Here is a 21,045-nt window from a genome sequence, read left to right as displayed (position 1 = left end):
TGTTGACAGCCGTAGGGGTTCCCCCAGTCGCAGCAGAAGTAGTCGCCATCCGGCCCGGCAGCCCGCTTACCGGTTCCGTTGGTGTCGACGGGTCCAAGAACGCGGCGTTGCCACTGCTGGCCGCCGCCGCGGCCATGCACCGACCGGTGCATGTGGGCAACGTTCCGAGCAACACAGACGTCGAGACCATGCTCACCCTGCTTCAGCAGGCCGGCTGGCACGCGGCCCGCCCCGTCAGCGATCCACACACCGTGGTGATCCTGCCGAGCGACAGAATCCAGTCGGTCCCTGATGCCGACACCGCCGCCCGCATCCGGGCCTCGTACTACCTCGTACCCGCTCTGCTGGGTGCTTACGGGCGAGCCCTACTTCCCTGGCCGGGCGGCTGCCGTATCGGGGAGCGCGGGATGGAGCAGCATTTCAAGGTCTACGAGCGCTTCGGTGACCGTACGACCGTCGACGATCACGGCTACCTCGTGGAGGCAGCATCCGCCCGGACCGGAACGGTTTCGATCATGCTGCCCTTCCGCTCTCGGGGCGCGAGCATCGCTGCTCTCCTGCGTGCGGCCGTAGCCGGACGGCCGCTTCGTCTTGGCCAGCCCAACCTGTCACCGGAAGTGCTCAGCATCGTCGAAGCGCTGCAGGTGGCCGGATGGGAGTGCCGGGTCAGCGAATCCGTCCTGACGCTCGCGCCGCACCCGGCAGCCCCCACGGAGACCATCACCTGGAGGGTGCCCGGCGACAAGATCGAGGCCGGAACGCTGGCCTGTGCGGTCGCGGCGACTGGTGGCGACGCGCGCATCTTCGGCGTACGCGGCGATGACGTCGCTCCCCTGGTCGACGCCCTGCGGTCGCTCGGTGTACCCGCCGGCACCGAGGACGACGTGCTCGCTGTGCAGGCCCGGGACGCCCGCTCCGCCAACAAGCCACTGCGAGCCATCGCTTCCCTCTCCCCCGGCGGTCTGGACGCTGACTTCGAACCACCGCTGATGGCGTTTGCCCTCACCCGCCCCGGCACCCATCTGTTCGCTGACACCATCAACCCGGGCCGCCACGGCAACCTCTTGCCCCAACTCGCGCGCCTGGGTGCCGAGATCCACGAGCTCTCACCCACCGAGTGCCGCTTCACCGGCCCACAGCAGCTGACCGGCGCCGGGGTGGAGACCACCGACATCCGTACGGGCTCCGCCCTGCTCATCGCCGGCCTCACCGCTCGCGGCGTCACCACCCTCGGCGGGCTCGAACAGCTCCGGCGCGGCCATGCCGACCTGCCGACCAAGCTGCATGCCCTCGGCGCCGACATCTGCGAGGTCACCCCGTGAGCCGACAGCTCCGGCGGATCATCGCCACGACCGACGTGCATTCCGCCTTCGACTCGGCCGCAGCGATGCTCGCCCACCTCCACAACGCCAGGGCCGACAGCCTGATCGTGGACTGCGGCGACTTCTTCGAGGGCAGCGGCTTTTACCGGTTGGGCAACGGCCGGATCGAGCACCAGGTCCTCACTGGCCTCTACGACCTGCTCGCACCGGGTAACCACGGCTGGCCGCACTACTTCGAGCCGGCGCTGCACGAGATGACCCTGTGCGCCAATGCAGTCGACGAGAACGGCAAGCCCCTCTTCGACCGCGTACGCATCAAACGCATCGGCGGCCGTCGAGTCGCCGTCACCGCGGTGATCGGACCGCAAGCGTTCAACGCGGTTCCCGTCGACCAACGCGCAGGCCATCAGGTCACCGATCCGGCACAGGCCCTGCGGAAGGTGATGCTGGAACACCATCACTTCACCGACGCCTGGATCGTGTTGTCCCACTCCGGCTTCGACGAGGGCTTGAAGCTCGCCGGCGCGTGCCCGTTCGTGGACGTCATCTTCTCCGGCCACTGTCACAGCGATACCTACGGTCCCGTGCACATCGGCGACACCCTCGTCGTCAAGGGCCACGAACTCGGCCTCGGATACGCCACCGCAGAGCCCGTCGACAGCGGCTGGGACGCCCGCCCGTGCACCTTCCCGAACTCGGCCGCGATCCCCGAGGGCCTCACCGCACTGCACAACGAGATCACCCTCGTGGCACGGACGCTGACGAACCCGCTCGGCACAGTGAACGAGCCATACCGCAATACTCCGTTGGACCGACGCCACCTCCTGACCGAGATCGCCGGCCGACTGCACTCCGGTCTCGGCGCGGACGCGGTCATCCTCAACGAGACCGCCCTGCGTCCCACCCCGCTCGGCCACATCCTGACCCTCGGCGACCTGCTGTCCATCGAGCCCTTCGACAACCAGCTCGTCCACGCCTTCCTCCCCGACGAGCACACCCAGGGCCACGACAAGCTGCTCGGCCACCTCACCGAACGGGTCGGTCCGCTGGTCATCACTCCCACGCCTCTGCCGTCGGCGATACGCAGCGTGCTGACCACCGACTACCTCGCCGACAGCTACCTCGGCGGACGTACGCATCAAGCCGGACTGCGGCTGGGGCAGGCCGCACGAAGTGTCCTGGCCACGCCCTTCCCCTCCACTGCCGGCCTCATCGAAGGAGGCGAACAATGATCCTCACCGGGCCCGAGATCACCGCCGCGACCCACGACGGCCGCCTGGTCATCAGCCCCTTCGAGCCGGACCAGGTCAACCCCAACAGCTACAACGTCCGCCTCGGCCCCACGCTGCTGACCTACACCGCCGCTGAGATCGACGCTCACCGCCCCAACCCCACCCACGAGGTCGAGATCGACCAAGGCGGATACGTACTCCAGCCCGGCGAGCTCTACCTCGGCCACACGGTCGAACATGTCGGCTCCGACACCTTCGTGCCGCTGCTGTTCGGCCGCTCCTCCGTCGGCCGACTGGGCCTGTTCGTAGAGATCACCGCCCCGATCGGAGACATCGGCTTTCACGGCCAGTGGACGCTGATGCTCTCCCCGATCCGCCCGTTGCGCGTCTACACGGGCATGAAGATCGGGCAGATCATGTTCTTCGTCTCCACCGGCGCCATCGACCTCTACCACGGCAAGTACCAGGCCGCCGTGGGCCCCCGACCGTCGGCCTACTGGCGCGACCTTACAAAACTTCGGACGGTGGCCTCGTGATCCTCACCGGCCCCGCAATCGCCGCCGCCGTCCAGACCGGCGAGATCACCATCGAGCCGTACGACCCCGCCCGGATCTCCCCGAATGCCTACGACTGGCGTCTCGGCGACACACTCCGCGTCTGCGACGGTGACCTCGACGCCGCCACCCCAACCACATTCATCGAGCAGCCCATCCCCGCCACCGGCCTGGTGTTGCAGCCCGAGATGCTCTACCTCGGCGTCACGCTGGAGAAGACCGGTTCGGAGACGTACGCACAGATGCTCAACGGCGACCGAACCATCGGCGCCCTCGGCATCTGGGTCCACGTCTCAGCCCCGCTCGGACACCAGGGCCACGCCATCCGCTGGACCCTGGAAATCCGGGCCGCCCGGCCCGTGCGCGTCTATCCGGGGATGACCTTCGGAAAGCTCGTCTTCCTCACGGCCTTCGGCGCCCCGGTCAGCTACCAGCAGCAATCCGCCAAGTACGCGTCGACAGACGGCATCGACATTTCCCGCCTCTACGAAGAGATTCCCGGAGGTGTCCTGTGAGCTCCCGCTCGGCTACCGGGCCGCTGGCCGCCACCTTCCTGGACCTGCCCGCCGGAAGCCCCGGCGGCAGCGTCGAACTCTTCCTCGACCTCTACACGGGCGACCGCCCCCTCATCCCTGCACGCGCGTTCATGCTGGCCCCGTCGAGTCCCAGACGCCCTCTCCCGACCGGGCTCGACCTGCTGCCCGTGACCGGGAAGTGTCTGGAGGGTCCCGCCTTCGGCCGCTACGTCGCAGCCCTGCGCAGGGCTCTCGCGACTGCAATCAACCCGGCCCAGATCGGCGTACTGCACCTGCAGCACCTCGTCTTCGGTGCCGCTCCGGCCCTGATGCGGGCGCTCCCCCTGCATCCCCGCATCGCCTTGGTCCACGGCACAGACCTGATCTTCGCGGAGGCCCACCGCGACCAGCTCCAAGTTCTGCGCGAGACCGCCAGGGCCGCCGACGCGATCGTCGTTCCGACGGGGGCAATGGCCGACCACCTCCTCAAGCTCGCCCCACAGGTCGACCGGCGAAAGATCACCCGCATTCCCTGGGGCATCCCCGACCACCTGCTCACCGATCCACCGCCTCGCCCCACTCGCACGTCCTCCAGCCACCTACGACTGCTGTACGCAGGACGGCTGACCGCCGAGAAGGGCATCGAGGCCCTGGTCAAGAGTGTGGCCCCGGTGCCAGGCGTCGAGCTGAGCATCGCCGCCCCCAGAGCCCAGTTCCATGCCCTGGCTCCGCTACTGCAACGGGCCGGCGTCAGAGCCCGCTACCTCGGCTGGCTCCGCCGTCCACAGCTGTGGAGAGCGTTCACCGGGCATGACGTACTGGTCATGCCGTCAACCACCCTGGAGGCCATGGGCCTGGTCGCACTGGAGGCTCAAGCCTGTGGTCTGCCTGTCCTCTACCAACCCGTGCCCGGCCTCAACGAAGCCCTCGCTGCCTCTGGCGTTGCCACCGACTTTACCCACTCTGCCGCCCTGACCCGTGACCTCGACCGGCTGCGTACTTCCCCCGGCCTGTTGCCCGCCCTACGGCAGGCGGGCTACGCGAACGCCGCACGCTATCCACTCTCGGCGACCGCGCGATCCCTGACCGAACTCGGCCGCCAACTCGCCTGAACGGTTCCGAGCGGTCCGCCACGCCGCTACCCGGCCCGCTCCGCGAACGTCACTACGCTGGCCGGCGGGATGCCCCAGCGAAGAGGGAGACCATGACGTACGACATCGACCGCATCGAAGCCCTGCTCGACGAAGGCGTCCGCGACAAGGTGTACCCCGGCGCCGTGTGGGCCGTCGGAGACGCCAATGGCATCCGCGCCCAAGGCATCGCTGGTGTCCTCGATCCCGACGAGCCGGACGTGCCGATGCGCGCCGACACTGTGTTCGACGCCGCCAGCCTCACCAAGATCCTCGCCGTCTGGTCATGCATCGGCGCTCTGTGGGAGGACGGCGCCCTCGACCTCGACCAGCCGCTCGGCACCTTCTGGCCGGAGGTCTCCGGCCAGCCCCTCGACGCCGTGACCACCCGTCAGCTGCTGACGCACACGGCTGGCCTTCCCCTGCGTGCCCAGCTGAAGAACCTCTACGGCACCGACAAGGAGGACATCCGCCGAGGCGTGCTGCACGAGCGACTCCACCGGCCACCAGGCGAGGCCGTCGAGTACACCGACCGGGCCGCCCTCATCCTCGGCTACCTCGCCGAACGCCTCTCCGGCCAGACCTTGGACCATCTGGCCACCGTCCGCATCTGGCAACCACTGGGCATGGATAGCACCCGCTTCGGCCCACTGCCCGATCAGATCGCGGATCGCTGTGCCCCGACCGAACTCGACCGGGACACTGACACCCACCTCAAGGGAACCGCCCACGACTTCTCTGCACGCCTCCTGGGTGGCGTCTGCGGCATCGCAGGCGCCTTCACCGTCCTCGACGACCTCGCCGCCTTCCTCCGCTACATGTTGGACACCAGTACCGCACCGCAGCGAGCCGGCTTCGGCCCCGGCTGGACCGCAACGTCACTGACCATCCAGACCGGCACCTTGGCACCCGTGCGTGGCCTGTTCTGGCACACCGCTCCCGGGACCGCCCCAGTCGACGATGTCTGGGTCCACTACGGATTCACCGGAACCGGCACATGGATCTCACCCCGCCAAGGCCGGTGGGCCGCACTGCTGACGAACAAGCTTTACTACACCCGTGACCGGCAGCCCTTGGCCGACGTACGCAACGCCTTCCGTGGTCTGGCCTTTTCGCCAGGTGGATCCGCGCCTATGTGATTCAATCCCTCTGCAGAGGCAATGCTCGGCGGGCCCCGCATGTTGAAGTCGCCTCGACTGTCATACGCGGGTGCCATGCTTCCTGGATGGCCAGCAAGAACAAGCGACGGCGTGGGCAGGTCGGGCCCACCGTATCCGCGAAGCAGAGCAACTCAAGTAGTGGACCCGACGGATCCCTGTGGATGCGGACGCGCTCAGGGGCGCGGGCGGGCCGCGGGTTTCACTACCAGGATGCCGTCGGAGCGTGGCTGTGCGGCCGCGTACTGTCCCGCGCTCTCGTCATCGATCGCATTGTCCCGGAGGGATTTGAAGACCTCTCCTGTGAAGGCTGGACGCCCTGGCACGTCCAGGTGAATTCACGCCAGGAAGGTTCCTGGGGTCATTTTGGGAGCCGTTTGGGAGCCGACTTCAATAGCGGGCTCCCGGGTCGCCGCCAGAGCCTGGCCGCTGGAGAAGTCGCTCACCCGCTCCACCCGAACATCGATCCCGGAAAACAGCACATCGTCGACCGTCTTGCTCGCCACGGTGGAGACACTCTGCCGAAACGATCCCTCGTTCCCGCTGCTGACCTGGGGATTCACGAAACTGCGGACAGAGCCATTTTCAGAGAGCGCCAACAGCGGGGCCTCGCCGCGCGTCCACCGCCGCTGCAACAACCTCACGTTCAGCATCAGCACCGCGATCGCCTACGACAACGTCATGGTGTACGACACACCCGACCGAGGCCCCTACCGCTACGGTCCCAGCAGCTGCTGGGTGTACGTGACCGCCGCCGGGGCCGAGGGGCAATGGATCCTCGAGGAGGGGATGGCGCTGCGCCGCATCTTCGAACGGCTACGGGGCGACGGCGGTATCGACCTCGCCCGGGACGTGTACGGGATCAGCCCCTCCCGCGGCGTCGTCCTCGGGGCGCGGGAGGACCTGCCGGGGCCTGCTGCCCGACGGTCGAGTCGGGCAGCATCCATACGACCCGAGGGAAGGAGGCCAACGTCGTGGTCCTCATCCTCGGCACAGACGCGCGACGCCCCGGCGCCCGTGCCTGGGCTGCCTCCCGCCCCAATCTCCTGTTCTTCATCGGCAACCGCGACGCTTGGCGTGACCAGCGGTTTTTCGCCGCCCTCGCCGACACGCTGCCCACGCACGACTGGCGACGAGGGTGACCCCTCCCCACCTCTACCGGGGGCGTTCGTTAGGCGAGCGCGGAGACCGCCGAGAGTGTGGACGCGATGAGGGATACAAGGCCGGGCACGCCTCCGCACTTCTGCTGGATCGTCTCCAACAGCCCTCTGGCCACGGCCCGCCCATCGGGGTTGTCCAGCGGTTGCTCGGCTACCGTGTCCAGGAAGCCGACGCACAGCTCGTAGTCCTCGACTTGGTCCCGTTCACGCTCCATGCCCTGCCGGATCCGCACCAGGAGCTCGGTGATGCCTTGTAACTCCTCCCGGCCGAGACCGGAGTTGTCCTGGCTCTGGGTCGAGTGGAAGGCCCCCGGCTGGTTCTGCACGTTCTGCATGGATCCGCTGTTCTGAATGCCTGTGTTGGTGCCACCCGGCTGTTGCCTGCGACCGAACATCACACTGCCCCTCCTGCCTTTTGATGAGAGCCCACGGCCCCCGGCTGGTTCTGCACGTTGCTCATTTCACCGGTGTTGATGATGCCGTTGTTGAGGACGACCGTGATGCGTTTCCTGTACTCGCCGGTGTCCACGTTGTGCTCGACGAGGAAGCCCTCGACCGCAGCGAGGACGCGGCCCTGCATCATCTCGATGTAGCGGCGGGCGTCGTCGTACTGAAGCATGTCGTCCATGTATCGGGTCGAGTAGACCTCGCGCAGGCTCACCGGCCCATTACCGGGGTCCTGGGCGGGCCGCAGCTCGCTGTTCTTGGCTCGCTTGAAGAGCCGGACCACGAACCAGCCCGTGTCCACGGCGGCGAGGTACGTCGTGCGCCGCCGCCATGCCCACCCGGCGCCTGCCGCCTTCTTCTCCGCCTCGCGTACAACGGGGTGGATCGGGTTGACAACGTGGGGGCGGACGACGACCCGCAGGTAGTGGTTCTCGTAGGCGAAGCCCACGAAGATCGAGGCCACCAGTTCGCCGTCCCAAGAGGTCATCCGCGCGCACAGAAAACGTCGGGCGACCTTCGGCGCACGTTGCGCGTTCGCTGCCATTACGCCTTCCCGGGCCAGTGTGACCAGCCCCTCCCACCGTTCGGGCGTCAGCGCCTCCCAGCGGTCAGCTGCGATAGCCGCGACTCCGAACACCTCCTGCTGGCTGTCGGGGTGGTAGTCCGGCAGTGGCTTTATGGGACGCTGCAGTTCGCGGGCTACATGCGCGTGCAGGTCGTCCGGGGTGAACCGGACTACCCCCTCACCAGGGCGGGACCCGGCCAACAGTTCCTCCACACTGGGTAGAGCCCGTAAAGGGCTCTTTCCGTCTTCAGAGCCCTGGCCGTCGTCCTCGTCCCTCGGCTTGGCCGGCGTCACGTCAATACCGATCTGGGTCTCGAACCAGACCTTGCCGGCCCCGACGAAGTGGTACTTCGCTCCCGAGGCACGGACCTGGTTCTGATACGGCACGACCTCCCCGTACGACGTGTCCCGGATCCGCTCCACCGCCCGTCGGAATCGACGGGGCACATCGGCACCCCACGTCTCACCAGCGTCGGCGCCGATCACCGCGCGTAGCTGCCTCTGGGCGAGCACCCGATCCATATAGAAGGCCGCCCACAGCCCGATCAGGACCACCAGCAGCGCCAGGTAGGCGAGCGGTGTCAGCACCCACAGCCCGCCCGCCGCACAGGCCAGGACAGTGAGAGCACGACGCAGCCACAGCAGGCGTTGCACCTGCGCGCACGCGTTCAGTACGGGCTCCAGGTCGAAGCCCTGCGACGGCACCGGCCGCCCTCCGGCCGCGATCCGGCAGCGCACCCATCGCGCGTACTCGTGGCCAACCAGTACCCGTGGCTGACTGGGCGCGGTCGGCTCCTCCTCGTCGTCCAACAGCTTCTTCAGCTTGTCTTGCTCACCAGCGATGGCCCGCTTCGCGGCCTGCTCCAGGCGCCGCTCGCGCACCTTCTTGGGGGTGAGTCTGTCGCCGAGCTGCTTTGCCTTCTTCCGCCGCCACTTTCCGAGCTTCTCGGCGAACTCCTCGGCTCTGTCCGGCCGCAGGTGCGCGACCGCGCACAGTAATCGGGTGGGCTCGGTCATTCCGCCTATGCCATGGCCGGCCGGATGGTGGCCATTCACCCCGTACAGCGGCACCGTCGGCACCTTCAGCAGCGACCAAGCTTCGTCTGCCTTGCCTTTCGCAGATCTTGCTGACTCCGTGTCCATGCACCCCCCCGATGAGCGATCGTGCCCCACCCAGGCGGTCGCTGCCTAGCACGCCTAAGCGACCCAATAGCACCAAATCGGCGCCGATGGACGGAAGTTCGGACGCGACGATGCACCGGAGCGGGTTCGGTGGCGAGGAACCGCTGCCGGGCCCGACCGGGGCAGCCGACCGGTTCGCCCTCGCCGGTTACTACCTCCAGCGCTTCCCACCCGCGCGTACGCCGTCCTGCTCAACGTCATGCACAACGCCGCCCAGCCCTTCGGCACCCCGGCCCCGACCCACCCCAACGTCTCGACCACCATCTGGCGCACCCTGGCCGGCTCCACCCGCGGGATCTACGCCTTCGAATGCTCCTTCAGCCTCGACATCGTCTGAGCTCACCTCGACGGCCTCGACTTCAACCGCGCCACCCCCTCGGTCTGACCGCCAGCGGCCTGGTCCGCGACATCACCCCCACTACGAGCCCCGCGAACCTCTCGGCTTCGCCCTGACGTGAGCCTTGCACCGCACGGCCGAAGGCACGCCGCACGGGCCAAGCAGCACCGGTAGGCGTTCGGGCGCCTCCTGGGTCACTCGGCGACGTCAACGCCGTAGCCGCGGGCCAGGTCGGCTAGACCGTGGTCGTAGCCCTGCCCGACGGCACGCAGCCGCCAGCCGTCGCCTCGGCGGTAGATCTCGGCGAGGATCATGGTGCGCTCGGTGGTGGCAGCGTCGAGGGTTGCCCGGGCGGTCGGGGCCGCGCCGATCCCGCAGGTGGCGGTGATCTCGATGGCGCCGATGTCGGAGAACGTAGCGGTGCCGTCGATCGCGGCGGCGATGACGACCCGGTGGACCTCCAGGGGCAGTCGCTCCAGGTCAGCGGTGATGGCCTGTTCCGTGGGGCCGTCCGTAGCGAGCCGTACGGTGCCGTCCGGATGCTCGGGTGCGCCGTAGAAGACGAAGTCCTCATCTCCTGCTACCTGCTCATGCGCGTCGAGTGCGAAAGCGACGACGTCCACCTCGCAGGTGGTGTGCTGACCCCACGCGGCGGCCACCGTCCAGGCTGTGTCGGCGTCGGTTCGGCGCGCAGTACGGTCACCAGGGTGCCCTCGCTGCCGACCAGGGCCCGGGCGACGTCGAAGCCGTTCTCCGGCAGCAGCGAGTCGAGGTTGTAGCCGGAGACCCGGCGGGGGTTCTTCGGAAAACCGCGCCGGATGTCCGCCAGGTACTCGGTGACGATGCGGTCCAGGCCGGCGTAGATCTCCGCCTTCCGACCGCCCTCGGCCGCTATCCGCGCCCGCTCGGCCTCTGTTGTCGGGCCCACCCACATGCGCAGCCCGTCGTAAGTGAGGACTTCCAGCCGGCGTACGTTGTCGACGGTCTTGCCGTACGCCTGTGCTGACGCGCCGCACGAGTTGTTCCCGATCATGCCGCCCAGCGCGCAGTGGCTGTGGGTGGAGGGCTTCGGCCCGAACTGCAGGCCGTGGCCGGACAGCCGCTGGTTGAGTGCGTCGAGGACGATGCCCGGTTCGACCACGCAGGTTCGCGCGTCGGGGTCGACGGATATCAGGGCGTGGCAGTACTTGGTCCAGTCGATCACCACGGCGGTGTTCGTCGTCTGTCCCGCCAGGCTGGTGCCGCCACCGCGGGACAGCCCCGGCGCACCGAACCGGGCGCACACCCGCACGGCCTCTGCCCCGGCCTCCACGGTGCGCGGGACGACGACGCCGATCGGCACCTGCCGGTAGTTGGAGCCGTCCGTGACGTACGCGCCTCGGCTCCCGGCGTCGAACCGTACCTCCCCGTCCACGGCCTCGCGCAGCGCCGCCTCCAGGCCGGCCACGTCCACCGCGGAGGCGTCGAGGGGGGATGTGCCACTCATCCGGGGCATCGGGGGCAACCGCCTTCCTGGACCGTGCAGGACGTCCTGGGCCGTGCGGACGGCGGCCCTGTCGCCGTCATCCACCGCGAGTACCCGCCCTTGCAGTGTGCAAGGGCGGCTTTTCGGGCGCCCGCCGGACGGCGCGGAAGCGGCGGTGCGGTGAGGGCGGCACGGCAGTACGGGACAGACGTCGGCGGCGCCGGACCTATGGGGTCGGCACATGAGCCCGGTCGGGTGAGGTCTCCATGCCGAGCGTGCGGTACGACCCGCACGTGCTGCGGCCGCTGGGCACCACACTCAACGCGGCGGCCCGCGCGCTGGAGACCGCCTGGCGGCGGGCCAGCTCAGAGCCTGTCGTCGGTCACGGTCAGCTCCCTGCTCAGTAGGCCCGTCCAGCTCTCCGCGATGGCGTCGACCAGTTGCTCGCGCTGGCCGCCCCAGCGGCCCGGGGTCCAGTTGCGGGCGGCGTAGTCGAGCTGGACGATTGCCAGCCCCCCACCCCCCGACCGGCTCACCACAGCCGTCCGCAAGAAGGACCGCGGTGACCGCCTCTACCTGGACGTACAGCGCAACGGCTACGCCCAGACCGCGGCCGCCCCCTTCACCGTACGGGCCCGCCCCGGTGCGCCCGTCGCCGTCCCCGTCTCCCGGGACCAGCTCGCCGACCCGGCCCTCAGGCGCGCCCGCGGAGGTTTGGCCTAGCAACCTGCGGCCACCCGAAAAAAGGAGGTGGCCATGTCGAACGCATATAACGCATCAGGGTCACAGAATTCGCAAAAGTAACAAAATCGAAGGAGTCACGCACTGGCTACAACAACAGCACGATGGGCCACCGGCCGAGCCCGATGCAGGTGCTGCGCGAGGCGCGCGCCCAGTTCGCCGAGCTGACCGGCCTGACCGCCGAGTCCGTCACGTCGTTCGGGCAGACGGAGGACGGCTGGTCGCTGGAGGTCGAGGTCCTCGAACTCGTTCGAGTGCCCGACACCATGAGCCTGATGGCGAGCTACCTGGTCGAACTCGATCCGCAGGGGCAGCTCACCGGTTACCGGCGCCTGCGCCGCTACGAACGCGGACGCGCCGACGCACACCGGCCCGGCGGCCACTAGGCCGCCCGCTCGCAATCACAGTCCCACACACAGACAAGGAGGCGCGGTTGGCATGACCGTTGTTCCGGCACAGACGTCCGGTGGCGGAGGCGGCAGCAGCGGCCTCTACGACGTACTGGAACTCGTCCTCGACAGGGGGCTGGTGATCGACGCGTTCGTGAGGGTTTCCCTGGTAGGCATCGAGATCCTGAAGATCGACGTGCGTGTCGTCGTCGCCAGCGTGGACACCTACCTGCGCTTCGCGGAGGCGTGCAACCGGCTCGATCTGGAGGCCGGTCCGCACAGGACCCCGGGCCTGCCCGACCTCGTCGGCGAGGTCACCGAGTCCGGTGCGCGCGGCAAGGCCAAGGGCGCGCTGTCCGGCGCCGCGGAGACCGTCTCCGACGCCTTTAAGCAGGCCCGTGAGGAGCACTCGGACGAGACCCGGCCGCGGGCCCGCAAGCCTACGTCGGCGCGCCGGAGGGAGGAGCAGGAGTGAGCACGTACGTCTACGGGATCACGGCCGCCACGCACCCCTCGCTGCCGGAGGGCATGGGCGGTGTAGGCGATCCGCCGCGCGGGATACGCATCCTCAAGGCGGGCGAGCTGGCGGCGGTCGTCAGCGACGCGCCCGAGGGGCTGCGCCCCAAACGGCGGGACCTGCTCGCCCACCAGAGCGTGCTCAGCGAGGCCGGCGCGGGCGGCTGCGTGCTGCCGATGCGGTTCGGCAGTGTCTCCCCGGACGACGACACCGTCACCGGCGTGCTCACCGAGCGCGCCGAGCACTACAAGGAGCGCCTTCGGGCGCTGGACGGCAAGGTCGAGTACAACGTCAAGGGCAGTCACGTCGAGGAGGCGGTGCTGCACCGCGTGATGGCCGAGAACCCCGAGATCCGGTCCCTGGCGGAGGCCAACCGGCGCTCCGGCGGCGGAGGTTACGAAGACAAGCTCCGGCTCGGTGAGCTGGTCGCGGCCGCCGTACAGGCCCGCGAGGCCGACGACGCCCGCGAGATCGTGCACGCCCTTGAGCCGCGGGCCGCCGCGGTCAGCGACGGCCCGCCCTCCACCGGCTGGCTGGTCAACGCGTCGTTCCTGGTGGACCGGGGCTCGGCAGACGAGTTCCTGGCCGCCGTCGAAGAGGCCCGCAAAGACCTGCCCCACCTCGATCTGCGCGTCAACGGCCCGCTGCCGCCGTACAGCTTCGTCGAGCCCGGCCCCGCCGAGCCCGCGAGCACCACGGCGGGGGCCGACGCGGGAGCGGAGTGACGCCATGGGTCTCATCTCCGAGGTGCTGCTGCTGCCGTTCGCTCCGGCGCGCGGCAGTGCGTGGGCAGTCAGGCAGGTACTGCGCGAAGCCGAGCGCATCTACTACGACCCGGCCACGGTACGGGCCGAACTGGCGCGACTGGAAGAGAAGTTGGAAGCGGGCGAGATAACCGAGGAGGAATACGACCGCCGGGAGGACGAGCTCCTGGACCGGCTGGAGATCGGCATGCGCGGGGGCGCGGGGACAGGTGAGGGGACAGCACGATGAATCGAGTGGCACTCGGCCTCGCGGTAGGGGCCGGATATCTCCTGGGACGGACGAAGAAAGCGAAACTCGCCCTCGCCGTGGGCAGCATGGTGGCGGGCAAGAAGCTGAACCTCGGCCCGCGCGGAATCGCGGAGCTGGTCAACCAGCAGATGGTGAACAACCCGCAGTTCAAGGAGATCGGGGATCAACTGCGCGAGGAACTGCGGGGCGTGGGCAAGGCGGCCTCAGGGGCCATGGTCGAACGGCAGATGAACGCGCTCGCCGACCGGCTGCACGGGCGGACCGCGCAGGTCCGCGACGAGCTCGCCGGCGTCGTGCCACAGCCCGGCGGGGAGGAGGCCGAGGGGGAGGACGCGTACCCGGACGAGTACGAGGAGCGGGAGGGCCGCGAGGCCGAGGAGGAGACCGAGCCCGCGGGCGAGGCCGCAGACCGGGGCGAACCGGCCCGGAAGGAAGCGGCCCAGGAGAGGCCCCCCGCGAGGAAGGCACCCGCCAAGAAGGCGCCCGGGAAGAAGACCGCAGAGAAGGTGTCGGCGGACACACCGGCCAAGAAGAGGCCCCCCGCGAAGAAGGCCCCCGCCAAGAAAGCGGCGGCGAAGAAGACGGCGGCCGGGCGCCCGGCCGCGAAGAAGACGGCCGCGGCCGGCGACGCGACCCGCGCTGCCCGCTCCCGGCGGCCGAAGGGTGATGGTGACCGATGACCGAGGCTCTGGGATCCGTGACCTCCACCGCCGACAGGGCGGCGGGCGGCGCGACGAAGAACAACCCCTTGACCGACCTCGCCCACAGCGAGGCCGCCGACCGGCTCAAGGCCGAAGCACAGGACTACCTCGCAGCCCAGGCCGAACGGCTGCTGGCCGGCTTCGGCCACAAGCTCGGCGAGACCACCGGCAAGCTGACCGACATCGCCGAGGGCAACAGCCCCGGCTTCGCCAAGCTCGCCCTCGACACCGGCCGCAAGCTCGCCGAGGGCAAGGGCCCGCTGCGCTCGGCCCTGGAGCTGGGCGCCTCCCGTGCCAAGGAGAGCGTCATGGGCGCGCTGAAGAGCCTCGGGGGCGGCAAGGGCAAGCGCAAGCGCGGCGGGGGCAACAAGCCCATCGTCATCATCGAGTCCGTCGACGTCGGCGTGCCGCTGCGCACCGCCTACGACCAGTGGACCCAGTTCCAGGACTTCAGCACCTTCGCCAAGGGCGTCAAGAGCGCGAGCCGCGCCGACGACACCCACTCCGACTGGCAGCTGAAGGTGTTCTGGTCCAGCCGAAGCTGGAAGGCCCACACCATCGAGCAGGTGCCCGACTACCGCATCCAGTGGACGTCGGAGGGCGCGAAGGGCACCACGAAGGGCGTCGTCTCCTTCCACCGGCTGGAGGAGAACCTCACCCGAGTCCTGCTGGTCATGGAGTACTACCCGAGCGGCCTGTTCGAGAAGACCGGGAACATCTGGCGGGCCCAGGGCCGCCGCGCCCGGCTGGACCTGAAGAACTACGTCCGCTTCATCACCCTCAAGGCAGAGGCCGACGAGGGCTGGCGCGGCGAGATCCGCGACGGCGAGGTCGTCCGCAGCCACGAGGACGCGGTCGAGGAGGAGGAGCGGGAGGCCGCCGAGGGCACGGAGGGGGAGCCCGAAGAGGAGGAGGGCCCTTACGCCGAGGAAGAGCCTGAGGAGGAGGAAGAGCCCGAAGAGGAGCCCGAGGGAGAGGAAGAGCCCGAAGAGGAGCCTGAGGAGGAGGAAGAGCCCGAGGGGGAGGAAGAGCCTGAGGGGGAGGAGGAGGCCGAGGAAGAGGAAGAGCCCGAGTACGCCGAGGGCGGGGGCCGCCGATGACGACGCCCAGCCGACTGCCCGAACCGTACGGCCCGAGCAGCGGGGCCAACCTCGCCGACATTCTCGAGCGCGTGCTCGACAAGGGCATCGTCATCGCGGGCGACATCCGCATCAACCTGCTCGACATCGAACTGCTCACCGTCAAACTCCGGCTCGTCATCGCCTCGGTCGACAAGGCCAAGGAGATGGGTATCGACTGGTGGGAGACCGACCCGGCGCTCTCGTCCCGCGCCCGCCGCGACGAACTCGCCCGGGAGAACGCGGAGCTGCGCGAGCGGCTGGCGCGGCTGGAGGAACTGGAGCTGGACCGCGGCCGACCGGAGCCGGACCGCCTGGAGCGGGGCCGCGTGGACCAGGACCGTGCCCGTAAAGAGGCACCATGACCGGACTGCGGTACGTCTACGCCGTCTGCTGGCCCCTCGGCGCGCCCCTGGGCATCCGCTGGGGCGGCAGACCAGCCCTCGCCTCGTGATCGAACAACTCGGCGAATGTTGTCGGGCATGCTCTCACGCTTGGCGGAGCGACGAGAGGAACGCGCACCGGGTCGGGCTTGGCACTTCGCCGGGCGTGATCGGCAGGCTTGATCCACTCTGGGGGAGCCGTCCGGGGCCGACCACAGCCGTTCCGGCGAACGTCCCCGGTCAGAGCAGTAGCTAGGAATTACCGGGGCTGCTGGTCAGCCGCGGGCGCGGAGGCTGGCTTCTTCGAGGTCGAGTTCCCGCTGGATCCGGCGCCGGGTGGCATTGCTGATCTTGTTCGCTTCGTAGAGGCGCTGGAGCTCGGCCGCTTCGATTGCGATGAGTGTCCGACGTATCTCGCGGTAGGCGTCGGCAGGACGGGCGTCGGGGTCGCTGTAGTGGGCATCTTCGGCCTGGTGGATGCGCGCCTCCAATTGGCGACGGGCCTGTTTCAAGGCGGTCTCGGCGGCGGCACCCAGATCCGCGAGCTGATCCAGATCGCCAAGCTGTTTGAGCTCTTCGAGAGCGGCCTTCGCAATGTGTCGGCGGGTCCGGACCTCCTCGCGCACGGAGTGCTCCGGCTCCAGAGCGATGCCGGAGAGGCGTACGACAGGGGCGAGGGTGAATCCCTGGAAGATGAGGGTGAGCGCGACGGTTCCGGTGGTGAGCATGAGGATGAGGGCCCGGTGCGGCAGCGGCGCCCCTGTGTGGGTGGTCAGGGGGATGGAGAGTGCGGCGGCCAGCGGCATGACGCCTCGGGTGCCTGCCCAGGACAGGACGGCCGGAACGCGCCAGGAGAGGCGACTGTCGCCCTCTCTGTGCCGGTATTGGATCAGGGCAGAGAGCGGGAAGATCCACAGCAGGCGGATCGTGAGCAGAGTGAAGACGATCACCGGGACCCACAGCGGCCAGCCGTGCTCGTCGTGCGCGAGCTGACGGACGAGAGAGGGGAGTTCGAGGCCGATGAGAGCGAAGACGACGCTCTCCAGCAGGAAGGTCACGGTGTCGTAGACGGCGTGGACCTGGAGGCGGTTGGGGGCGCTGCTGAGTTTGTGGCCGGCGCTGCCGAGGACGACCCCGGACACAATGACGGCAGTCACTCCGGAGGTGTGCGAATCGTCCGCGATGACGTACGAGGCGTACGGGGTGACCAATACGATCACGGTCTCCAACATGGGGTCCTCGGTCCGTCTGCGGATGAGAGTCACCACTGCGGCGACAGCCGCGCCGATGAGGGCTCCTCCGCCCGCAAGGATCAGAAACTGTCCGACGGTTCCGGACACGGTGATGGCGCTGCTGGAAACCGCGGTGGCCACGGCGACCTTGTACAGGACCAGGGACGTGGCATCGTTGAACAGGCTTTCCGCCTGCACCATCACCTGCACACGGGGTGGGAGGGAAAGGCGCCGACCGAGCGCGGAGACCGCCACGGGGTCGGTGCTGGCCAGGACAGATCCGAGGATGAACGCGGACGCCGTGGTGAGCGGTGTGATCGCTCGCGCGACGTACCCGACAGCGATGGCTGAGGCGAGAACCAGGCCGAAGACCAAGCCGGTCACAGGCCGCCACACGGTGCGCAGGTCACGGACAGAGATTTCCCCGGCCGAGGCGAAGAGTAGTGGCGGCAGCACCAACACACTGATCACGTGCGGCGGCAGGCGGACCCCGGGGACCCAGGGCATCAACCCAACGATCAGACCGGCAACCACCAGGAGCGAAGGGGCGGGCATACGCCAGCGCCGAGCGCCGGTCGTCACGGCTGTGGCCAGGACCACGAGCAGCAGGATGACGGTCAGGCCGGTCATGGAACGTCCCCGGTGGGTTACGGCTTGTTACCCCCTCTGACCAGGTGCTTTATCAACGTAACCGACCTCGGGCCGTGATGCAGCTCACATGGGGCCGCGACCGTCCAGGGTGCGGCAGTCGTTACGGCGGCGCACCGCCGGCTTCCGTCCGCCGAGGCACCGGTTCAGCGCCGTGGTGCCGTCGGCCCTTTCACTGCCCGGCCTTGGGTCAAGGCCCGATGCCCACCGACTTCCACTCGACGTGCCAGTAGATCACCACACCCGGGCCGCGGTAGCGCTGGTGTCACTCGGCCATCAGGTTCGAGGACCAGAAGTCGAACTTGCCGCTGGCGGAGACGCACGCCGTGCCGCTGCCCCACCACATCTCGTCCCGGGCAGCGAAGGTGGCGTTCACCAGCTTCACCAGCGCGGAGAGAACCAGCTCAGGAGACTCGGCGCCCACCTCGCCCCCAGACCAACCTCCGCTGGCGCGGAAAGCACGTACGGTTGGCTTCGTTCGCTTTCGGGGTGAATAAGGCCGGGCCACTACTGCAGTGCGTGGACCGCGGCTGAGAACACCGAAGGCATCCGGGACGCTGCCGGCACGATGAGGCGGGCGGTGCTGGGACGGCCGCCTGCGGCCAGCAGGGCCCTGGTGAGCAGCCGGTGGCGCCGAGTCAGCCGCACCCAGGCACGCTCATACTCGTCCGGTCGCCCGGCGGCCAGGCAGCGGACGGCGGCCCCGGCCGTGGCCAGTGCGAGGGCGATGCCCTCGCCGGTGAGGGCATCCAGGTAGCCTGCGGCGTCGCCGACGAGCAGGACACGGCCGGCGGTTCTGCGCCGCACCCGCTGCCGCAGTGGTCCGGCTCCGCGTACCTCCGTCGCGACCGAGCCGCGCAGCGACGCGGTGAGGGTCGGGAAGCCGGCCAGGTGCTCGTCGTAGCCGCGACGGTTGCGGCTGAGGACCGCGACGCCCACCAGGTCGTCGTCGACCGGTGTCACATAGGCCTCGCCGTGCCGGGCCCAGTGGACCTCCACGAAGTCCGTCCACGGCTCGGCGCGGTAGTGCCGGCGAAGTCCGTAGCGGCCATGGGGGCGGCCCGGCAGTTCCAGCCCCAGGCTGCGGCGCACCGGGGAGTGCAGGCCGTCGGCGGCGATCAGCCAACGGGCCGTGGTTCCAGCGGCGGTGACCGTGTCTGCGCTCTGGTGTACCTCGCCGACCTTGCCCGGCAGCATGCGCACGCCGAGGCTGAGCGCGCGCTGGTGCAGTGCGGAGTGCAGCGTTGTACGGCGGATTCCCCGCCCACTCCGGCCGCGGAATGACGCTTCGGCGCGGGTGGTGCCCTCCACGTAACGGATGCCGCGCAGTTCGCGGCCGGTGATCTCGACGCCCAGTGTTCGCAGCGCGGCGACACCGCCGGGCATGACTCCCTCTCCGCAGGCCTTGTCCACAGGCGCGGTCCGGGGTTCGACGACGACGGCCTCCAGGCCGGCGAGCGCTGCGTGGATGGCCGCGGCCAGTCCGGCGGGGCCGCCGCCGGCCACCAGTACGTCGATCATGCCGACGCCGGCGTGGTCGCGGCGGCGAGCGCCCGGTTCTCGCAGCGGATGCGCACGGTGAGCAGGGCGGCGTTGAGTACCGTGAACGCGGCCGCGGTGACCCAGGCGGTGTGTACCAGAGGCAGCGCCACGCCCTCGGCGACGACGGCCACGTAGTTCGGATGCCGCAGCCACCGCCACCGGTAGGGGCCGCTCGTCACCAGCGGCAGTCCGGGTACGACGATCACCCGGGTGTTCCAACGGGGTCCCAGGGTGTGGATGCACCACCACCGCAGTGCCTGGGCGCCCGCCAGTACGGCCAGCATCGGCCAGGCCAGGGCGGCTACGAAGGGCCGGTCGGCCAGCCATGCCTCGGCCGGGCAGGCGATCAGAAGGCCGGTGTGAAGGGCGACCATGGCCGGGTAGTGGCCCTGCCCGGTCGGCGTCGCGCCGCGGGCGGTGCTCCACCGTTCGTTGCGGCGGGCGACGACGAGTTCGGCGACGCGCTCGGCGGCGACGGCGGCCACCAGCAGTCCGTACCAGATCATGTGTCCTGTGTCCTGTGTCCTGTGTCCTGTGTCCTGTGTCCTGTGTCCTTCGTCGGTCCGAACTACCAGCGCAACAGGACGAGTTCGCAGGCGAAGCCGGGTCCCATCGCCAGCAGCACACCCGGGGTGCCCGGTGGCGGGCGGCGCTCGGCCAGGGTGTCGCGCAGCACGTGGAGCACCGACGACGAGGACAGGTTGCCCACGTCGGCCAAATGACGCCAGCTCACATCGAGTGCGTCGTCGGGCAGGTCGAGGGCCTCGGTGACGGCCTGAAGGACCTTGGGTCCGCCCGGGTGGCAGACCCAGGCAGTCACGTCCTTCGGCTTCAGGCCGTGGTCACCGAGGAATCCCTCGACGCCATCGGCGAGGGAGCGGCGTACGACGTCGGGGACCTTCGGGTCGAGGACGACCTGGAAGCCGGAGCTCTTGATGTCCCAGCCCATGAGGCGCCCGGTGTCCGGATACAGGTGACTGCGGGTGTCCACGATTGTCGGGCCGATGGGCTCGTCCGGGCGGTCCGCGCCGTAGGCGACGACTGCGGCGGCGCCGTCGCCGAACAGCCCGGTGGCGACCAGGTTGGCCACGGAGGCGTCGTTGCGCTGGAAGGTGAGTGAGCACAGTTCGACCGACAGCAGGACCGCCACGTGGTCGGGCCGGCCCAGCAGGTAGTCGTGCATACGGGCCAGGCCGGCGGCGCCACCGGCGCAGCCGAGGCCGAAGAGGGGCAGTCGTGTGACGTCCGGCCGCAGTCCGAGGCGTCCGGCCAGCCGTGCGTCGATCGAGGGAACGGCGATGCCGGTGACGGAGGTGAAGACCAGCAGGTCGACGTCGGCTGCGGACAGACCGGCCATCTGCAGTACGGCTCTCACTGTCTTGGCGCCCAGACCGGTGGCGGCGGCGATGAAGACGTCGTTGGCGGCACCGAATCCGTCCAGTTCCTCGTACCGTTCCAGCGGCAGTGTCATGTGGCGCGAGCGGACCTTCGCGCTGCGGTGCAGCCGGTCCAGGACCCGGCGGTCGGTGCCCTCGGGCAGGCAGGTGCGGGCCACCATGTCGGTGATCTCGGACTGGGTGCGACGGTGCGGTGCGAGGGCACCGTGAACGGCGGCGATCCGCGTCATAGGGTTCCCGTCCGGCTGTCGACTGGGGTGAGTTGCTCTGCACGTGTTCCCCGAACCCACGCTTCGG

General features: G+C 69.2%; 23 protein-coding genes and 4 pseudogenes. 16 read left to right on the top strand and 11 right to left on the bottom strand.

Annotated elements, in window-relative coordinates:
• The first annotated feature begins 2 nt into the window (after positions 1-2).
• The 6 genes from TNCT6_RS28930 (at position 3) to TNCT6_RS28905 (ending at position 5,892) form a co-directional block, all read left to right on the top strand.
• Positions 3-1,322: a UDP-N-acetylglucosamine 1-carboxyvinyltransferase gene (locus TNCT6_RS28930; RefSeq protein WP_141363662.1), complete on the top strand. Its 1,320-nt coding sequence runs from the start codon at positions 3-5 to the stop codon at positions 1,320-1,322.
• Positions 1,319-2,554 carry a metallophosphoesterase gene (locus tag TNCT6_RS28925; protein ID WP_141363660.1) on the top strand — a complete coding sequence of 412 codons (1,236 nt, stop codon included), beginning with the start codon at positions 1,319-1,321 and terminating at the stop codon, positions 2,552-2,554. Before TNCT6_RS28930 ends, TNCT6_RS28925 begins: the two co-directional genes overlap by 4 nt.
• Complete coding sequence (dcd, locus tag TNCT6_RS28920; protein WP_141363658.1) at positions 2,551-3,090, top strand: dCTP deaminase; 540 nt, start codon at positions 2,551-2,553, stop codon at positions 3,088-3,090. The genes TNCT6_RS28925 and dcd overlap by 4 nt, the downstream gene beginning before the upstream one ends.
• Entirely contained in the window at positions 3,087-3,623 is a 537-nt protein-coding gene (locus TNCT6_RS28915; protein WP_141363656.1) for a deoxycytidine triphosphate deaminase, read from the top strand. The genes dcd and TNCT6_RS28915 overlap by 4 nt, the downstream gene beginning before the upstream one ends.
• Positions 3,620-4,735 (top strand): glycosyltransferase family 4 protein, encoded by a 1,116-nt coding sequence (locus TNCT6_RS28910; RefSeq protein WP_141363654.1) that lies wholly within the window; start codon positions 3,620-3,622, stop codon positions 4,733-4,735. Before TNCT6_RS28915 ends, TNCT6_RS28910 begins: the two co-directional genes overlap by 4 nt.
• 92 nt (positions 4,736-4,827) lie before the next feature.
• A complete protein-coding gene (locus TNCT6_RS28905; protein ID WP_141363652.1) occupies positions 4,828-5,892 on the top strand; it encodes a serine hydrolase in 1,065 nt (354 codons plus the stop codon).
• A 356-nt stretch (positions 5,893-6,248) separates the two neighbouring features.
• Here the strand turns inward: TNCT6_RS28905 and TNCT6_RS28900 are convergent, their stop codons facing one another.
• Complete coding sequence (locus TNCT6_RS28900) at positions 6,249-6,569, bottom strand: hypothetical protein (RefSeq protein ID WP_141363651.1); 321 nt, start codon at positions 6,567-6,569, stop codon at positions 6,249-6,251.
• A gap of 315 nt (positions 6,570-6,884) precedes the next feature.
• Here TNCT6_RS28900 and TNCT6_RS40115 point away from each other — a divergent pair, with 315 nt between their 5' ends.
• On the top strand, positions 6,885-7,052 hold the full coding sequence (locus TNCT6_RS40115; protein ID WP_172633076.1) for a hypothetical protein: 168 nt from the start codon (positions 6,885-6,887) through the stop codon (positions 7,050-7,052).
• A 29-nt stretch (positions 7,053-7,081) separates the two neighbouring features.
• On the opposite strand, the gene TNCT6_RS28895 is transcribed toward TNCT6_RS40115, so the two are convergent.
• On the bottom strand, positions 7,082-7,405 hold the full coding sequence (locus TNCT6_RS28895; RefSeq protein ID WP_141363649.1) for a hypothetical protein: 324 nt from the start codon (positions 7,403-7,405) through the stop codon (positions 7,082-7,084).
• 59 nt (positions 7,406-7,464) lie between these two features.
• Entirely contained in the window at positions 7,465-9,225 is a 1,761-nt protein-coding gene (locus tag TNCT6_RS28890) for a hypothetical protein (protein WP_141363647.1), read from the bottom strand.
• Positions 9,226-9,463: 238 nt separating this feature from the next.
• Here TNCT6_RS28890 and TNCT6_RS40110 point away from each other — a divergent pair, with 238 nt between their 5' ends.
• Entirely contained in the window at positions 9,464-9,601 is a 138-nt protein-coding gene (locus TNCT6_RS40110; protein ID WP_172633075.1) for a hypothetical protein, read from the top strand.
• 194 nt (positions 9,602-9,795) lie between these two features.
• Here TNCT6_RS40110 and TNCT6_RS28885 read toward each other — a convergent pair.
• From TNCT6_RS28885 to TNCT6_RS40105, 3 genes and pseudogenes are all read right to left on the bottom strand, one after another.
• Positions 9,796-10,281, bottom strand: a pseudogene (locus TNCT6_RS28885) (TerD family protein); the annotation flags it as partial.
• Positions 10,282-10,283: 2 nt separating this feature from the next.
• Positions 10,284-11,087: pseudogene (locus tag TNCT6_RS28880) on the bottom strand (FAD-binding oxidoreductase); the annotation flags it as partial.
• A gap of 344 nt (positions 11,088-11,431) precedes the next feature.
• Positions 11,432-11,602: a hypothetical protein gene (locus TNCT6_RS40105; RefSeq protein ID WP_172633074.1), complete on the bottom strand. Its 171-nt coding sequence runs from the start codon at positions 11,600-11,602 to the stop codon at positions 11,432-11,434.
• On the opposite strand from TNCT6_RS40105, the pseudogene TNCT6_RS41135 reads away from it, so the two are divergent.
• From TNCT6_RS41135 to gvpJ, 8 genes and pseudogenes are all read left to right on the top strand, one after another.
• A pseudogene (locus tag TNCT6_RS41135) lies at positions 11,589-11,786 on the top strand (ATP-dependent DNA ligase); the annotation flags it as partial. The gene TNCT6_RS40105 and the pseudogene TNCT6_RS41135 sit on opposite strands and share 14 nt — an antisense overlap.
• Before the next feature lie 36 nt (positions 11,787-11,822).
• Positions 11,823-12,193 (top strand): annotated as a pseudogene (locus TNCT6_RS28870) (gas vesicle protein).
• A 52-nt stretch (positions 12,194-12,245) separates the two neighbouring features.
• Positions 12,246-12,671, top strand: a complete 426-nt coding sequence (locus tag TNCT6_RS28865; RefSeq protein WP_141363643.1) for a gas vesicle structural protein GvpA — start codon at positions 12,246-12,248, stop codon at positions 12,669-12,671.
• Positions 12,668-13,438, top strand: a complete 771-nt coding sequence (locus TNCT6_RS28860) for a GvpL/GvpF family gas vesicle protein (protein ID WP_141363641.1) — start codon at positions 12,668-12,670, stop codon at positions 13,436-13,438. Before TNCT6_RS28865 ends, TNCT6_RS28860 begins: the two co-directional genes overlap by 4 nt.
• Positions 13,439-13,442: 4 nt before the next feature.
• Complete coding sequence (locus tag TNCT6_RS28855; protein WP_141363639.1) at positions 13,443-13,706, top strand: gas vesicle protein GvpG; 264 nt, start codon at positions 13,443-13,445, stop codon at positions 13,704-13,706.
• Positions 13,703-14,407, top strand: coding sequence for a hypothetical protein (locus TNCT6_RS28850; protein WP_141363637.1), 705 nt, complete (start codon positions 13,703-13,705; stop codon positions 14,405-14,407). The genes TNCT6_RS28855 and TNCT6_RS28850 overlap by 4 nt, the downstream gene beginning before the upstream one ends.
• Complete coding sequence (locus tag TNCT6_RS28845) at positions 14,404-15,528, top strand: SRPBCC family protein (protein WP_141363636.1); 1,125 nt, start codon at positions 14,404-14,406, stop codon at positions 15,526-15,528. Before TNCT6_RS28850 ends, TNCT6_RS28845 begins: the two co-directional genes overlap by 4 nt.
• Positions 15,525-15,911 carry a gas vesicle protein gene (gene gvpJ, locus TNCT6_RS28840; protein ID WP_141363634.1) on the top strand — a complete coding sequence of 129 codons (387 nt, stop codon included), beginning with the start codon at positions 15,525-15,527 and terminating at the stop codon, positions 15,909-15,911. Before TNCT6_RS28845 ends, gvpJ begins: the two co-directional genes overlap by 4 nt.
• Positions 15,912-16,204: 293 nt before the next feature.
• On the opposite strand, the gene TNCT6_RS28835 is transcribed toward gvpJ, so the two are convergent.
• The 5 genes from TNCT6_RS28835 to TNCT6_RS28820 all read right to left on the bottom strand — a co-directional run bounded on the left by TNCT6_RS28835 (position 16,205) and on the right by TNCT6_RS28820 (position 20,978).
• Positions 16,205-17,791, bottom strand: a complete 1,587-nt coding sequence (locus tag TNCT6_RS28835) for a Na+/H+ antiporter (protein ID WP_141363632.1) — start codon at positions 17,789-17,791, stop codon at positions 16,205-16,207.
• A gap of 283 nt (positions 17,792-18,074) precedes the next feature.
• The gene (locus TNCT6_RS40100; RefSeq protein WP_172633073.1) at positions 18,075-18,233 is read right to left on the bottom strand and encodes a hypothetical protein; all 159 of its coding nucleotides are present in this window, start codon (positions 18,231-18,233) and stop codon (positions 18,075-18,077) included.
• Between the two features lie 83 nt (positions 18,234-18,316).
• Positions 18,317-19,330, bottom strand: a complete 1,014-nt coding sequence (locus TNCT6_RS28830) for an NAD(P)/FAD-dependent oxidoreductase (RefSeq protein ID WP_141363630.1) — start codon at positions 19,328-19,330, stop codon at positions 18,317-18,319.
• On the bottom strand, positions 19,327-19,857 hold the full coding sequence (locus TNCT6_RS28825) for an isoprenylcysteine carboxyl methyltransferase family protein (protein WP_141363629.1): 531 nt from the start codon (positions 19,855-19,857) through the stop codon (positions 19,327-19,329). The genes TNCT6_RS28830 and TNCT6_RS28825 overlap by 4 nt, the downstream gene beginning before the upstream one ends.
• Positions 19,858-19,919: 62 nt before the next feature.
• Entirely contained in the window at positions 19,920-20,978 is a 1,059-nt protein-coding gene (locus TNCT6_RS28820; RefSeq protein WP_141363627.1) for a type III polyketide synthase, read from the bottom strand.
• Between the last annotated feature and the right edge of the window lie 67 nt (positions 20,979-21,045).

Origin of the sequence: Streptomyces sp. 6-11-2 (genome assembly GCF_006540305.1) — a bacterium.
Classification (GTDB): Bacteria; Actinomycetota; Actinomycetes; order Streptomycetales; family Streptomycetaceae; genus Streptomyces.
Note: the sequence above shows the minus strand (reverse complement) of the source record. Positions and strands in the feature narration are given on the sequence as shown.